The 16,896-nt window shown below is 39.7% G+C and carries 10 protein-coding genes; 6 read left to right on the top strand and 4 right to left on the bottom strand.

Annotated elements, in window-relative coordinates; all coding sequences use genetic code 11:
• Positions 1-23 precede the first annotated feature (23 nt).
• Positions 24-800 carry a S1/P1 nuclease gene (locus PALPR_RS10105; protein ID WP_013445522.1) on the bottom strand — a complete coding sequence of 259 codons (777 nt, stop codon included), beginning with the start codon at positions 798-800 and terminating at the stop codon, positions 24-26.
• Between the two features lie 190 nt (positions 801-990).
• Here PALPR_RS10105 and xerD point away from each other — a divergent pair, with 190 nt between their 5' ends.
• The 5 genes from xerD (at position 991) to PALPR_RS10080 (ending at position 7,764) form a co-directional block, all read left to right on the top strand.
• Positions 991-1,899 (top strand): site-specific tyrosine recombinase XerD, encoded by a 909-nt coding sequence (gene xerD / locus PALPR_RS10100; RefSeq protein ID WP_013445521.1) that lies wholly within the window; start codon positions 991-993, stop codon positions 1,897-1,899.
• A gap of 25 nt (positions 1,900-1,924) precedes the next feature.
• Positions 1,925-4,384, top strand: a complete 2,460-nt coding sequence (locus tag PALPR_RS10095; protein WP_041620372.1) for a DUF5686 and carboxypeptidase-like regulatory domain-containing protein — start codon at positions 1,925-1,927, stop codon at positions 4,382-4,384.
• A gap of 153 nt (positions 4,385-4,537) precedes the next feature.
• On the top strand, positions 4,538-5,323 hold the full coding sequence (proC, locus tag PALPR_RS10090; protein WP_041620886.1) for a pyrroline-5-carboxylate reductase: 786 nt from the start codon (positions 4,538-4,540) through the stop codon (positions 5,321-5,323).
• 95 nt (positions 5,324-5,418) lie between these two features.
• The gene (locus PALPR_RS10085; RefSeq protein ID WP_013445518.1) at positions 5,419-5,967 is read left to right on the top strand and encodes a helix-turn-helix domain-containing protein; all 549 of its coding nucleotides are present in this window, start codon (positions 5,419-5,421) and stop codon (positions 5,965-5,967) included.
• A gap of 141 nt (positions 5,968-6,108) precedes the next feature.
• Positions 6,109-7,764 carry an AMP-binding protein gene (locus tag PALPR_RS10080; RefSeq protein ID WP_013445517.1) on the top strand — a complete coding sequence of 552 codons (1,656 nt, stop codon included), beginning with the start codon at positions 6,109-6,111 and terminating at the stop codon, positions 7,762-7,764.
• Between the two features lie 681 nt (positions 7,765-8,445).
• Here the strand turns inward: PALPR_RS10080 and PALPR_RS10075 are convergent.
• The gene (locus PALPR_RS10075) at positions 8,446-10,197 is read right to left on the bottom strand and encodes a RagB/SusD family nutrient uptake outer membrane protein (protein ID WP_013445516.1); all 1,752 of its coding nucleotides are present in this window, start codon (positions 10,195-10,197) and stop codon (positions 8,446-8,448) included.
• Positions 10,198-10,207: 10 nt separating this feature from the next.
• The gene (locus tag PALPR_RS10070) at positions 10,208-13,264 is read right to left on the bottom strand and encodes a SusC/RagA family TonB-linked outer membrane protein (protein ID WP_171805036.1); all 3,057 of its coding nucleotides are present in this window, start codon (positions 13,262-13,264) and stop codon (positions 10,208-10,210) included.
• A gap of 787 nt (positions 13,265-14,051) precedes the next feature.
• Here PALPR_RS10070 and PALPR_RS10065 point away from each other — a divergent pair.
• Positions 14,052-15,170, top strand: coding sequence for an acyltransferase family protein (locus tag PALPR_RS10065; protein WP_013445513.1), 1,119 nt, complete (start codon positions 14,052-14,054; stop codon positions 15,168-15,170).
• Here PALPR_RS10065 and PALPR_RS10060 read toward each other — a convergent pair.
• Positions 15,164-16,822 (bottom strand): glucoamylase family protein, encoded by a 1,659-nt coding sequence (locus PALPR_RS10060; RefSeq protein WP_013445512.1) that lies wholly within the window; start codon positions 16,820-16,822, stop codon positions 15,164-15,166. The genes PALPR_RS10065 and PALPR_RS10060 overlap by 7 nt on opposite strands.
• Positions 16,823-16,896 lie beyond the last annotated feature (74 nt).

Below are 16,896 nucleotides of genomic sequence, written 5' to 3'. Positions count from 1 at the left end.
ATTTCAAGATACAATAAACGGATTTACTTGTAAAGTTTATTGAGGATATTGGCCAGCTGTATGCCTCCACGATAGAGCATTTCATCTACACTGTCCGAAAAATAATAGATGTAATGATAGTTGCTGGTATCCGAAGTGTTGTAGGCATAGATTTTATTCCGAACAGTATACGATGCGATAATGGACTGTAGAAGATTGTGCTTTTTGAATTCCTCTTTTCTGGGTCCGAATTTATCCATCAGGTATTGGCTGTATTCGGTATACGACATTTTCTGGCTTTCGATGAGCGAACCATCCCACACCGAATGAACGTTTGTCTTCTTTCCGAACCAATTGAAATCCACTTTATTGCCACCTTTATCGTCTTTTCGCCCTAAATGCATTGGTTGATGCAGGTCGCCAACCAGATGCACGATAAATTTCAGCGCTTCGGCATCATTCTTATCTTTTTTCAGCCGTGAAGTAAGCGAATCCAACACAAAGAACAGATGTTCGCCTTCGGCCTTGGGGTGATCAAGCAGAGTTTTTATATCTGCCGAGGTCATATTATCGTCCAAATCCTGATAATGCCACTGGTAACTATAAGCATATTTATCGTCGCTGCGTACCTCGTCAGCCCAGGTTGCTTCGTAAACAATGCCGCGTTTGCCAAGCACTTTATCTACCTGCGTACGGGCTTCGGCGGTGAGGTTTTGATACGCAATTTCAGCTATAATTCTATGTCCTACAGCATCGTAGGCCGAAGCAGAAAATACTAACCCTAAAAGACAAAGGGTGAGGATGTGTTTGTTTATTTTCATACAATTTTTTTAAATACCTTGTGAGTTTATTATATGACAACAAAGATAGAATATTTATTCAAATCCGGAACGAGAATTTGTTGCATCATTTGTAAACAATATGAAGTCAACAATTTAGTTGTTCAACTTTCTTTTATATCTTTGCAAGTCGTTTTGAAATAATTGTTAACCACCGACAACTACCAGAGCAATGCTTCCTATCCCGGACGAATATCATTTATATTTGAAACTAGAGAAGGCGCTATCAGCAAACACGATAGATGCTTACGAAAGGGACTTGCAAAAACTGACGGTCTACCTGTCGGAGGCTCATGTTAAGCCGGAAGAGGCTACAACTGAAATTCTACGAGATTTTATCATTGAGATAAGTAGTCTGGGAATTCATCCCCGTTCACAGGCACGCATTTTATCGAGTATAAAGTCATTTTATCATTTCCTGATTTATAAAGATGTGATTGATAATGACCCTACAGAACTGCTCGAAAGCCCAAAAACGGGATTGCGCCTGCCCGAAGTATTATCTCTGAATGAGATTGACGACATTGTATCGGCTATAGACCTGTCGAAACCCGAAGGACAACGCAATAAGGCGATTATTGAGGTGTTATACGGATCGGGTTTGCGGGTTTCGGAATTAATCGGACTTCAACTGTCAAAGATGTATATGGACGAAGGTTATATGCTGGTAGAAGGTAAAGGAAGTAAGCAACGGCTCGTTCCTATGTCGCCGCAAGCCATGAAGCAGATTGAGCTTTGGAAAACAGACAGAAACTTATTGGATATAAAAAAGGGAAACGAAGATTGTTTGTTTTTGAACCGGCGAGGCTCGAAACTGACGCGTGATATGATTTTCAAAATAGTGAAGGAATTAGCCTTACTGGCCGGCATTCGGAAAAATGTGAGTCCGCATACTTTCAGACATTCATTTGCAACGCACCTGTTGGAAAATGGAGCCAACCTGCGTGCCATTCAACAGCTGTTGGGTCATGAATCAATTACTACAACAGAAATTTATACACACATTGATGTCCATTTTCTGCGACAAACTGTATTGGAATGCCACCCGTTTTACCGCGATTCAAACAAGAGCAGAGAATAAATTTGATTTGAAAAAATAAAGGAATTTGGAAAATAACAAACTGCCTCTGAAAATAAATATGTTCTGGTTGTTGCTGATAATAGGATTATTAGTAACAACATTTACCCATGCACAAGAAACGGTAGTTGCAGGTCAGGTACTAAATATTTCCGATAAGAATCCGATAAGTAATGTAAATATCCGCTTCAGGAACTCAACCAAGTATGTGCAAACCAACGATGAGGGATTTTTCCTGATTCGCTACACGGGTCGTGAATCCAAACTTATTTTTTCCTGCGTTGGTTATAAAACTCAGGAAATTAAAGTGCGACCCGGACAAAGTGTTGGCGTACAAATAGAGATGATGGAGGAAAACACCCTGCTTCAGGAAGCTTTAATTATTCCGGGTGTCAATCCTGCCAACGATTTAATGAGGCGGGTCAGGTTAATGCGAAGGATAAACGACATAAGTCAGCTGGAAGGATACAGTGCCCGGAGTACCGAACAAAACCTGGTTTTATTGAGCAAAATCAATCAGGGATCCATCAGTAAACGTATTTTTGAACAACTAAAAACGGGGAACCTTTCCAAAAACGATTCGTCGCTGGTAATACCGTTGTACATGGCCGAGAGTAAGTACGAGCTAACAGTATCGGGAAAAAAACAAGTTTCGCAAAATATTTTCTCTTCGCCCGAAAGCGGCAAGATGCTACTTGAAAAACTGGTGGGGCAAATGTCAACCGAGCTCAATTTCTACGAAAACACGGTAACTATTTTCGGGAAAAGCATCATAAGCCCTTTGGCCGGCATAGGCAATTCGTATTATAATTATTACCTTGTTGACAGCCTGAATACTCCTACCGGCAAACAATATGAAATTCATTTCAAAAGCAGAAACCCCAAAAATCTTGCTTTCAATGGTAGATTCAGGATTGATTCACTAACCTATGCGTTAACGGAAATTGATGCAGAATTACCCAACAAAGCCAATATCAATTTCATTCATAACCTGCGCATATCTGCCAAATACATTGCCCAACCGAACCATCGCTGGTCGTGTGATACCGAGGATATGGCATTAAATATGAATTATGAGTTGCTTGCCGATGATGCGCATCCGCGTCCTGAAGTGTTTATTAAACGCACTTCGAAATACAGCATCAGTAATACAGAGCTATTTCATGCTCAAAACTTCGCTAAAAGTGATTATGACCAAATAACGCTCAATAGTAAGTTGGACGACTTAAATAATACCCCTTTACTCCGAACGGCTAAATTAATTGCCAATGTGGCTCTGACCGGAAATATTCCTATGGGAAAGGTAGATTTGGGCAACATCTTACAACTGGCCCGACTAACCAATATAGAGGGAACACGTCTAACCCTGCCTTTGAAAACAAATGAAAAATTGTGGCCTAATGTTGCAATTGGTGGATATTTGGGCTATGGAACTAAAAACAATACGTTTAAATACTCTGCAATGGCCGGATATAAACTTCCCGGTAAGAAAAAACGTGTCATTAACCTTAGCTATACCGATGACTACCGACGCATAGATTACAATTATAATAACTTTCTTTATCACGAGAATCCACTCGTAACAGGTGACGAAGATATATCGACTACACTTCTGATGCTTTGGTCTGGCGATAAACTGAACCCGCGAAAAGAGTTGAATCTGTCTTTCTTCAATGATTGGAACTCTGATATTGAATCGGCACTGTACCTTCGGGCCAATAAGCTTTACGCCAATTCAAAATTACCAATGCAGACCAATGGCGTAGACATACCGTCGCTTCAGCAACGATCTGCAACATTCAATACCCGTTTTTCGTTTGGAGAAAGAACCTACGAAAACCATTTACAGCGGATCTATATTCAGAACAATAAACCGGTGCTCTCTTTAACGTTCGAAGGTGGTCAATACTCCGTAGGAGATAAAACCGGCGGATATGGTAAGTTAATGTCCGCTGTTAAGCAGTACATTCATTTCGATTATGGAGAAATATACTATGTGGCGGAAGCAGGATACATTGTCGGAAAAGTTCCCTATCCGTTGCTTGAAATACCCATGGGAAGTGAAGCCGGAGGATACGGGATATTCAGAATGAACATTCCTGTGCAAACCGGCTCCGGAGGATACAGCATGTATCAGTACAACATGATGAGATACATGGAATATGCTGCTGATAAATATGTGAATCTGCAAACCGAATTTGCGTTTAATGGGTTATTGATGAATCAGATACCTCTAATTAAACATTTAAATCTTAGAGAACTGTTATCGTTTAAACTGGCTTATGGATCGTTGAGCGATTCGCACAGAGCTGTGCTCGATTATCCTGTTTTCATGCAACCTATCAAAAAACCGTATATGGAAGTTGGAGTCGGGTTTACTAATATTTTCCATCTGCTCTCTGTTCAGTCTGTTTGGCGGCTTACCGATACTGATAAAAGCGGAGTATTCCACTGGGGAATACGATGTGGATTGAATGTAAGTTTCTAATGTCTCATTGGCTTATAGTTGCAAAAAGGTTAATAAGGCTCTTTTCTCTTCGAATTATTAATTGCCGGTTATCAGGTTATTAATTTCTTATTCTATCTTTGTAAAACTTAATCAGACATTGTTTTAAAACTATATTATATGGAAACTACAAGCATTCAAATTGCCATTGTCGGAGCAGGAAATATGGGTGGCGCCATAGCCCGCGGATTGTCGAAAGGGCAATTAATTCAATCAAAAAATATCAGAGTCAGCGATGTATCGCAAGCCAATCTTGATGCAATAAAGGCTTTTGCTCCCGAAATAACTGTCAGTACCTCCAATCGTGATATCATACGAAATGCTGATATTATAGTGCTGGCCGTAAAACCCTGGCTGGTTGAAATTATTTCAGAAGAAATTGAAAACCTGCTCGATTACAAAAAGCAAATTATTGTCTCTATTGCAGCAGGAGTTGATTTTGCTCAATTAACCGGTCTCTTCAGTACCGATGCTACCCTGTTCAGGGTTATCCCCAACACTGCCATCGATGTGATGCAAAGCGTTTCCACCATATCATCGTTTAATGCCGGAAAAGAACAAGAAGACTTGATTGTATCTTTGTTTGCCGAATTAGGCAAAGCGTTTTTGGTGCCTGAATCACAGTTGAATGCTTTTATGTCGCTATCATCTTGCGGGATAGCTTACGCTTTTCGTTACATCCGTGCCGCCACCGAAGGTGGAGTAGAAATGGGCATTTATCCACATGTGGCCAAAGAGGTGGTTATACAAACGCTACGGGGAGCAATTGAACTACTGGAAGCCAACAACTCACATCCAGAAGTAGAGATTGACAAAGTTACCACTCCGGGCGGTATTACTATCAAAGGACTGAACGAGATGGAAGCCAACGGATTCAGCAATGCGGTAATTAAAGGTTTGAAGGCGTCACACCTGAAATAAGCAGCTGGCTTAGCCGTACGTATAAATTAAATGATACAAGCTTTGAGCTGTATTTTTTATAACATAGAAGTTCAACAAACAATAATCAAAATATTATGAACACACAAATCAAACAAATAGCCGAACGCCTACATGGCTTACGCGACGCCCTGGAGCTGACTACTGCTGAAGTAGCAGCCAAATGCGGTATTAGTGAGAGTGATTACGAAAAATACGAATCCGGAAACTTCGATATCCCGATGAGCTTTATCTGCGAAATAGCCGAGGCATTCAACGTTGAAACTACCGCTTTAATTTCGGGTAATGATCCTCACTCGGTGGCTTTCTCTGTTACACGCAAGGGCACGGGTACTACCATTGAGCGTTCAAAAGCTTATAAATACCAGTCATTGGCTCATGGATTTCGTAAAGCCGTAGCAGAACCATTCGAAGTAACAGTAGAGCCCAACGATAAACCTATCCATTTAAATTCTCACTCAGGACAAGAATTCAATTTATTGCTCGAAGGAACCATGCAAATGCAGATTGCTGGTAACGACATTACCTTGTACGAAGGCGACAGCGTATATTTTGATGCCACCAAACCACATGGGATGAAAGCGCTGAACGGAAAAAAAGTGAGATTTCTGGCTGTGATTATTTGATCCGTACTTAAAATCTAGGCAAATTTTATCCCTGTATTTGAGATTTTATCCCAAATGTATCGGTTTTATCCCAGTTCCTTGCTCTCTTTAAACTTTTGATATTCCTTTGTAACCTCAAATAAATGCTCTAAAGAATTGCTTATGTTAGAAAAATTTCTTCAACAAACCGAATTCAAAGACTTTGAAGATTTCAAAGCAAATTACAAACTAATAGTTCCCGAAAATTTCAATTTTGCCTACGATATAGTCGATGCCTGGGCAGCTAAAGAGCCCGATAAACGCGCATTGCTTTGGACCAACGATCAGGGAGAATGCCGCGAATTTACATTTGGCGAAATGAAAAAATACACCGACCAAACGGCTTCGTATTTTCAAAGTCTGGGAATAAAAAAAGGTGATATTGTAATGGCTATCCTTAAACGCCGTTACGAATTCTGGTTTACCATTGTGGCTTTGCATAAAATTGGTGCCATCATTATCCCCGCCACACACCTGCTCACCAAAAAGGATTTGGTTTACCGCAACAATGCAGCCGATATTAAAGCTATTATAGCCGTTGGCGAAGAACCTATCATCACACACATCAACGATGCAATGCCTGAATCGCCCAGTGTGGAAATGTTGATCTCGGTTGGGCATATTATTCCTGAAGGTTGGCTCGATTTCCACGAGGGAATTGATAATGCCGAACCTTTTACTCCAATCAAAAACGTAAATAAAAACGACGATCCGCTTATTATCAGTTTTACATCAGGAACTACCGGCAATGCCAAAATGGTTTTGCTGGATTGCGTATATCCGTTGGCACATATTATCACTGCCAAATATTGGCATAATTTACGTGAAGACAGCCTTCACCTTACCATTGCCGATACCGGCTGGCTTAAAGCCGTTTGGGGTAAGCTTTACGGACAGTGGATAGTGGGTGCATGTGTATTTGTATACGATCATGAGAAATTTACCCCGTCAGCTATGTTAGAGATGATTCAGAAATATAAAATCACTTCGCTTTGTGCACCTCCAACTATTTTCCGCTTCCTCATTCGCGAAGATCTTACCCACTATGATCTATCATCCCTGGAGTATTGCACTATTGCCGGTGAAGCGTTGAATCCGGCTGTTTACGAACAATTTCTTAAACTTACCGGCATTAAGCTTAAAGAAGGTTACGGACAAAGCGAAACCACACTATCGCTGTTTACCGCACCTTGGGTAGAACCAAAACCGGGTTCTATGGGATTAATTAACCCACATTACGATGTAGACTTACTTACTCCCGAAGGTCGTTCGGCCGAAGTGGGTGAACAAGGGCAGATTGTGATACGTACTGACAAGCGCTATCCTGAAGGACTTTTCAAAGGATATTACCGCAACGCTGAGCTTACCAACGAAGCATGGCACCACAATGTGTATTACACCGGTGATGTAGCATGGCGCGACGAAGATGGATATTTCTGGTTCGTAGGGCGTGCTGACGATGTTATCAAAAGTTCCGGATACCGCATAGGACCATTCGAGGTTGAAAGCGCCCTGATGACACACCCGGCAGTAGTTGAATGTGCCATCACTGGTGTTCCTGACGAGATACGTGGACAAGTGGTGAAAGCTACCATTATTTTATCGAATGAATACAAGGATAAAGCCGGCGAAGCGTTGGTAAAAGAAATTCAGGAGCATGTAAAAAATGTAACTGCGCCCTATAAGTACCCACGTATTATTGAGTTTGTCGATGCTCTGCCAAAGACAATCAGTGGTAAGATCCGCAGAACAGAAATTCGAGAAAAAGACAATAAATAACCTTGTAGGTTATTCTACGAAGAGCATCGTACTGCAGGGCGATGCTCTTTTTTTTGTTTGTATTTCAAAAATGCATTTTATTTGCAGAACTAAGGATATATAAAAAAAACGTACCAAGGTTATCTTGATACGGTTGAAAAAATTATTTTTCTTTCTAATAAACTATCCTTAACTCATTATTTCCATCCTGGATTTTGAACTAAGTTAGGATTGATTGAAGTTACACTGTAAGGGTCTGGGAACCACTCGTGCTTTCCTAATCGGTAACACACTGGCTCGATTTACTACTTACTACCGTAACCATTGATTTTTAGCTAGATAAGCTGTGGTATAGAAAGTAAAAGCCTGCAATTATACCTATATGGCCATTCCACGAAGAGGTAGTATTTTCCTAAGGCCTTGTCAATACAATAGCTGAGAATATATTTAAAGCAATAAAGTCTGTTTGGTGCAAAATTTCGCTTCTACAGACTATAAGCGGCGGGATGCAGTTATTGGTGGTTGCGGAAAATAGATAATGAACTGCCTCGGGGCAAGCCCACTAGGTATCAAAAAAACGAACGCACAAAGTGAAAGCGGAATCGACCCAAGGGTCGGGGTATTAAAACCCAAAAAAATAAAAAAGGGTGTCCGAACTAATTTTATCCGGACACCCTTGAAAGAATTGTGCTTTAACTTATACTAGTTCCAATTTGGATTCTGTTTAAGGCCCTTATTGAGCTGAATTACAGTTCTTGGGAAAGGAAGCAACTCATGTTTGCCTGCTTTGAATCCCACCTTGCCTGAGAATGTTTTGGTATAATAGTCAGCATTTGACGCATCAACGTAACCTTCGTGTACTGTACTTGTACCTTCAGCCAACTTATCCTTATAAGTAGGTACGTAAAAATCTTGTTTCTCGAGAGTTGCAGTCTTGCCCCAACGGATCAAGTCAACTGAACGGCAACCTTCCTGCCACATTTCAAATTGTTTTTCATTCTGAACTTCAGCAAGCGTAAGCGCAGTAGAAACGTGAGCTGATCCGGCACGATTCTGAATATCTTGGAGGCACTTTAGACCCGTTTGACCAGTACCAGTAGCATCTTCATCGCTGGACTGAGCACAAGCTTCTGCATACATCAAAAGAACTTCTGCATAACGCATGATGCTAAAGTTTTTGTTCCATTGACCAGCCCAACCAACTTTAAGCCAATCACCCTGATCTGCGTGAATAACCGTTTTCCAGTTCCAGTATCCTTCGTTTGCATACATAGATTTACCACTATTAATACCACGTGTTTTATCGGCTTGCTTTGTGGGAGTCATACCAGGAGTAAAGGTAGTACCATCAGATGGCCATTGGTGATTATAAAGAATTTCGTCGTAAGTTTTGATGTAAGCTTTACGACGGGCAGAATTCATACCATCATTAGCAATAAGTGCTCTAGCAAAATCTCCGGTAGGATTTGTCCAACCCCAACCTCCAGCTTTAATTTGCTTGTCATTCGGAGTGCTTGCAAAATTTTCAAAACGCCAGTTGAAAGTCATGATATCATTTCTTCCGGTGCGAGCTGATAAATCTTCAACAACTCCAGCAACAAAAACGGCATTCAATTCAAACACCGATTCTGGAGAACCCTTTGAGTCGGCATGACAAATTGAACCGATTGATGCATTTAATGCATATTTTCCCGATTTGATAACTTCTTTGAGCGCAGCCTTTGCTCCTGCATAATCTTTCTTCCAAAGAAGAGCTTTACCTTTTACAGCATACGCAAAACCTTTAGTGATTTTTACAGCACCATTATAATCGCCAGTGCTTTTACGTTCATCAAGATTAGGAAGAGCTAGGTCAATCTGATCCGACACCCATTGCATAACTGCAGCTTGAGATTCTGAGTTCTTAGGTTGGGCTGAAACAGAGAGAACTTCTTCTACAATAGGAGGAGTACCGAAATATATACCCAGCATCATGTGGTCAAAAGCCCTCATAACACGAGCCTCAGCTACACAACGTTGCATTGTAGGAGTCAATTCTTGACCAAGTTTCTCTTTAGTGAAGTTATTGATAACCAAATTACATTTTTGAATTGAACGGTAGAAAGCGGTATATCCTCCCAATGGAACAACATTGTCGTTAGCATAACGGAAATCGTGGAATTCTCTTTCAGGAACACAGTCTTCGGTTCCAGAACCAGCAAGGAAAATATCGTCTGCTTGAAAGTTGGTAAGAGCAAAATACGGTCCATAATTATAACCATTGATTTCGGGAATACCTGAAAAGTTCGTTTCAGTGTCATAATATACGATAGTCATAGCAGACTGAGCATCAGCATCAGTCTTATAGAATTGTTCCATTGATATGACACCCTTTTGTGGGATGTCAAGTTGGTCTTGGTTACATGCTGTAAATGCCAAGGCACTAATACATAACAATAAAATATTTTTTTTCATAAATTCAATTTTAAAATGAAAGGTTAACACCAAAAGTAGCTTGTTTTGCAGTTGGGTATGTACCCATATCAATACCAAGAGAGCTTGAGTTATTGGCAGAAGCAGTTTCTGGATCAAGACCGAAGTATTTGGTGAATGTGAAGAAGTTATCAAGAGACCCAAATACTCTGAGATTGCTGATAAAAAACTTCTTTGTGATTTTGCTAGGAATAGTGTATCCTAACTGAATCTGTTTGATCTTGAAATAATCACCCTTAAATACTGCAAGGTCAGAGCTGTATGCATCTTTTGTCCAATTCTTAACTGCAGGAAACTTTGCATTAGTATTTTGGGGAGTCCATGAGTTTTCGTAGTACCATGAGTAGTTGTTGCAATACTTACGGTCTACACGCCACGCTTGAGGTATAATGTCAAATCCAGCTGCACCTGTTCCAAAAACCAATAAATCAAAACCTTTGTATCCAAGATTGATAGTAATACCGTAATTAAATGTTGGAAGTCCTGAGCCGATATTTGTAACATCGTTTGAATCCCATTTGCCGTCACCGTTTACATCTTTAAAGGTTGCAAGGCCATTTGCATCAAATTTGTCAAACTTATAACCCTTGAAATACCAGAGAGGTTCGCCTACTTTACATTCTGTGACAATACTAGATCCTTGAAGAGTAGTACCGTTAATTTGTTTAATACTTGGGTCAAGATAAGTAAGTTTGTTGTTAAGCGTTGACATGTTGGCATTAACCGAGTAAGTTAAATCACCAATTTTGTCTTTCCAACCTAATACCAGTTCGAAACCTTTGTTATCTACGTTACCAGCGTTTTTCACAGTTGAGCCAACACCAGTTTCAACAACTGGAGTAACAGTTACGAGAAGACCCTTAGTTTCTTTCTTGTAATAGCCCAATTCGAAAGAAAGTCTTCCATTGAACATGCGACCTTCAAGACCAAGGTCAATCTGTTCAGACGTTTCCCAAGTAAGATCTGGATTAGGAAGCCCGTTTGTAACAGAACCATAAGTTTGAGCACCAGTTTGGTCATATTGATACCAGTTGGAGTTTTTGTTTATAATTGTTGCATAAGGATAACCATTGAGAACGCTGATGTTACCGTTGCGTCCCCAACCTGCACGAAGTTTCAGGGATGAAAGAATTTTTTCGCTAATATTGTCTTTTATGAAAGACTCATTACTAAGCGTCCAGCCTGCTGATACTGACGGGAAATAACCCCAACGAGCTGCTTTTGGAAGTTTCGAAGCATCAAATGCGTCGGCACGGAAGTTTCCCTGAATGCTATAGCGTTTATCAAAGGTATATGTTAAACGACCAAAATAAGACATGTTTTTAGAATCGCCAGGAGCATTGCCTACAGTTTTTTGGGCATTAGCTAACAAATAGTTGATATAACGGAAATTTGGATCGTATCCCTTAAGAATATCAGCACCTTCTGATGTTACAGAAACATTGTCTGAGTGATTTGCTTCCCAGGACATACCAGCCATTGCACCAACTTCGTGTTTGTCTGCAATTGTCTTGTTATAGTTGATGAAGTTTTCAAACTGATAGTAGTAAGAAGTGTTTGCATTTGCTTGGATATTATAAACAGAGCTTTTTACAAAATCATTAGCCACAAATGGGGCCGAATAACTGTGAGAGTTGCCCTGTGAAATGCGATAACCAAAACGTGAAGTGTAAACTAATCCTTTGATTGGGTTAAAGTTCAAATAAGCAAGTCCGCGAATATTAATACCATCGCTGGAACCATCAGTTCTATCTCTTTGAATAAATGGGTTAGATGATTGTGATTCACCGCTTATAGGAGAAACTCTGTAATATAAACCATCTTCATTTTTTAAAACAGCAACACCATTTGCGATAGCAGTTTTCTGTGCTACTGTCAATTGAGTTGCTGGATCTGTAACCAAAGGACCGAAAAGTGGATCGGAAGTAACTGCTGCTAAGAGCGCCGAACCGTTATCACTTTGTTGAGAAACAGACTTTGTACTCCATTTTTCAATAGAGTTGTTGACACCAACAGTAAGCCAAGGTTTGATTTTGTATTCACCGTTTGTCTGAAGAGAAAGTCTCTTGTAAACATCCTTGTCACCTTTGAAGATACCGTTTTCATTAACATTATTTATCGCTACAAAATAAGAGCCACTATCATTACCACCCTGGAAACCGAGCGTGTGACGAGAGGTCCATGTAGGTGTAAATACTTCATTAGCCCAATTAACATCAGTACCAGGAACATATCCGGAGTTTTTTAACACGGCATCTGTAATGAAACCCACTTCTTTACCATAAGCAATATATTGGTCAGCATTCATAACATCCAACTTGCGAGCTAGGGATTTGTTCTGCCATTGCGCATTGTAGAATACAGTTCCGTTTTTTGATTTAGAACCGCTCTTGGTTGTGATGAGCACAACACCGTTACCAGCTTGAGCACCATAGATAGCAGCAGAAGCAGCATCTTTCAAGATTTCCATCGATTCGATCATTTCAGGGTCGAGGTATTGGATATTATCCACTTTCAAACCGTCAACAATCAACAATGGACCGTTATTAGCAGAGTTTGAAGACATACCACGAACGCGGATGTCAGCACCCTTACCGGGAGCACCAGAGTTTAATAATACTTGAACACCGGCTGCCTTTCCCTGAAGAGCAACAGCAGCATCTGATGTGGAGAGATTTTTCAAGTCTGCACTACCAATTTTAGCCACAGAACCAGTTACATCGCTCTTTTTCATGGTGCCATAACCTACAACAACAACTTCATCCAATTGTAATTTGTCTTCAGATAATTCAATCTTCAGATTCTGACTCTTAGGGGTTATGGGAACAAGTTGTTGTGTCATCCCAATGTAAGAAATTACCAAAGTTTGATTTTGATCTGGTACGGAAAGGGTAAATTGACCATTTATATCTGTCACAGTTACCAGTGAGGAATTTCCTTTGACCATGACTGTGGCTCCAATCAAAGGTTCTTGTTTTGTGTCTGTAACGACACCTTTTATTACATGTTTGTTTTGAGCAAATGTGTACATGCTCACGGATAACATCATTAAAATCCAAAATTTTTTCAAAACTAATTCCGTTCTGTTTTTTTGAAAGAAACTAATTAATGAATTTCTACATTTTTTTTCCATTGTATTAAAGATTAAAAATTGATTAATAACTTTACCATTAAGGTAATTAATGGCATATAAACTATTAAGTTCATAGCTTCATTAGTCGGATCAAAGATGCGACTTAACTATCATTGTACATCATGTTTTTAATTGATTTTTGGTTAACGAATACTGATTGTTGTATATCAATTTCTGATATTCTTGTGTGATTTTCAACGATTTTTAACTCATTTTGTGAAAAATGAACTAAATATCTGCTGCAAATATAATATTATTTTGGATAAATATCTCATTTGAAAAGATAAATATCTCATTTGAAAAAAAATCAATAGAATTTTCTTAAATGTCAGATATTCTTTTTTTTGAAACATTAACATATAATAATAAGCCAATAGCTCTATCTTACAATCTATTGATAACTATATGTTAATAGATCAGATTGAACCATCTGAAGTGAAATTATATTTATATGTTTTTAAACATTTTTATTTTATTATTCCATATTTTGCCGATTATATATCATTAGGTTCAGCCTTTATTGACAATCGTATTATATTAGAACTTTATTTTTTAATATTATTCACACATATATAATTGTCTTTTGAGAATTAGATTGTGATGACGCTTAATAAACATTCAGAGAAAACTATCAATACAAAATCTTATCTTTGTAATTCGATTTTCGAAAAAAACTGCTAGTCTGTCAATATATCCCGTATAAATGATACCACAAAAGAATTCGTATTTTAATTCGCTTACCGGATTTCGATTTTTAGCAGCCTCTCTGGTTTTCGTATTTCATAACCGCAAGTACTGGCGACACGACATACACCACGAATTATTACGCCTTATTAATGAGTTCCATATTGGAGTTGCTTTATTTTTTGTGCTCAGTGGGTTCCTTATTGCATATTCCTATTACGATGAACCATTGCAGTCGATCAAAAGTTACTCACGCTATATGCTTCTCCGCATTGTACGCATTATGCCCATATACTGGATTATTTTGACGGCTTATTATCTGGATCCTGCCTTTGGAAAATATCATTTCAGGTTCGATACTTACACGCTGCTACATGCTTTTTCAAGCAAGACGAATCTCTATGGTATAGCGCAGGCTTGGTCGCTGAATGTCGAAATGACTTTTTATCTGTTAGCTCCGTTGTTGTGTTTTGCTCTACGGAAAAATCTGAAGTATATCTTGTTTGGGCTGGCTTTTTTGTTTGGAGGAACTGTTTTGATTGGTAATCTGTGGCATCAACTGAATGGCAATACTACACAATACTTTTACCCTATTGAATTTGTTGTTAACAGTACTTTTGCAGGGAGGAGTGTTCAGTTTCTTGGCGGGATGCTGCTGGCTCCGCTACTCAGGAATAACCGTCTCGACTTGTTGAACAGATTTACCCGGAAAACATTGACTGGATTTGTACTTATCGTAGTTACGACTTATGTTATCGGGCTGTTTCAGAAAAACATATATGCTTGTGGCACTGATACCGCTGCCGGTATGCTGCTGCATACATTTATTTTGCCCATCGGTATAGTCTTGGCCATTGCGGGACTTATGACAGAGAAAACGTGGTTGCAACGGATTTTTGCCAGCAGGTTGTTTGTCTTGTTGGGAAATGCTTCTTTTGCATTTTACCTGATACATATAAGCTACGTCAATCTTAAAATTTGTAAGCTTATCCTTTTGCCCGACCGAAATTTTATACTGCTTTGGGTAGTGTCTGTTCTGATATATCTCCTTGTCGAAAAACCAGTTTACGACAGATTGAGAAGATGGATTATCGGTAAACCGAAACCTACTTTATTAAATCTTGAATCGGGTCAATAGCTAAATCCAAGCTTGGTTAATCCTGCTTGCACATTTGTATTCTGCATAAATAAATTCCAAAGCAATCCGGTACGATAATTTTCTATCATGACCACGATTGGCCCTTGGTCGATGGCTAAATAAGAATCGGCAAACCAACGTGTATTCATATTAAATGCATCTTTAAATCCATAGTTTCCCCAGATTTTATCACCCAACGTATAATAGAGAAAATGCAAAGCGCGCATACTCTCGGTAGGGGTGTATGGAAAGGATGCTAAAGCGGCGGTAGTGGCAATGACATCTACGTCGTTGTTGGGTGATGAAGCAGTATAGCCGTTTTGAATGTCACTGGCAGTAAGTCCCCAGCAATTGGCACTGTAGCCATAATACCCTTTCGGGTTGGCTACGCAATAGTTGTAATTGATTTTTGCATGAGCCGTGTTTTGCGTCCAGTAGTTGGCATAGGCATCCGATAAATGAGTGGGATTTAAACCCAGGAAAGAATAATGTGCAAAGAACAACGGACCTCCATTGTCTTCGCCAAGTGGCAAAGTTACTCCGTAAAATGTTTTACCATTTTTCATGGCTCCATTGCGGGCAAATCCTGTATCGTAAACAGATTTACTAATGGCATGAGTAGGAGAGGAGGCTGCCAGTACATACACAATCAAACCTTCATTCCATCCGGATATAGGCATATTCATATCCCAGGCATAATTAGGCGACCAATGCCAATAAAGCTTTTGTTGTCCATTTTGCTGAAACCAGGTCCATTCTACATTCTCCCAAAGGGTTTCAATTTTGGTACAGAGTGCTTTCTCAGCGGTATTTCCATCTTTGAAATAGGATTGAACGGTTAATAATCCCTGCATCAGAAAAGCGGTTTCGACCAGATCGGCACCGTCGTCTTTGGTACTGAAAGGTATTACTTTGCCCGTTGAACCATTCAGCCAGTGTGGAAAAGCGCCGTGAAACTTGTCGGTAGTGGAAAGGCTGAGGAAGTTTACAATTTGATTCATGCGTTCCAAGCCCTGAGCCCGTGTAATAAATCCACGTTGGATAGCTACAGGAATAGTCATAATGCCAAAGCCGGAACCACCGGTTGTCACGGTTTCACTTGAACCAAGTCGTTCGCGTGCAAGGCCGGAAGTAGGGTGAGCATAACTCCAGAAATAATCAAATGTTTTTTTCTGCACTAAAGTGAGTAAGCTGTCATCGGAAATAACCGGAAATTTAGGAGTAGAATCCAATTCGGTAACGAATCTAGCGGAAAAAGGAGTTGAGATTTGTCCGCCTAAGTTATCGCCGGAATTGATGGTAAAGCTGTATTCGGTCAATGCTTTTGGCAATATTGAACTGGTAAGAAGTAATGTTTTATTGTCCGATCCCCTGGAGGGACTAAAGTTTGTCCCAATTTCGCCGCTAAATGTAACTGCAGAGGGGTTGAACTTATTCAGATTGATTGAGTCATTAAAAACGATCTTTACAATTGGTGCTTTTGAGAAACTGACACCGTAAAGTTCCGAATTATTTGTCAGTATGGCATTGTTCAGTTGCACACTTGTAATTTGCAACTTGCGGGTTGGAGGAGTTACTGTGCCCGGGTCGTCGGTTTTACAGGCTGTAAAAAGGAGTAATCCGATAGACAGAAAGATAATGACTTTTTTCATAGTTTTTAGAAATTCGTAGCATCCCGAGTTTAATCAGGATGCTACGAATATATTAAGATGATTGGAGATAATAC

The sequence above is a fragment of the Paludibacter propionicigenes WB4 genome (assembly GCF_000183135.1).
Taxonomy (GTDB): Bacteria; Bacteroidota; Bacteroidia; order Bacteroidales; family Paludibacteraceae; genus Paludibacter; species Paludibacter propionicigenes.
This window is presented reverse-complemented; position numbering and strand designations above follow the sequence as displayed.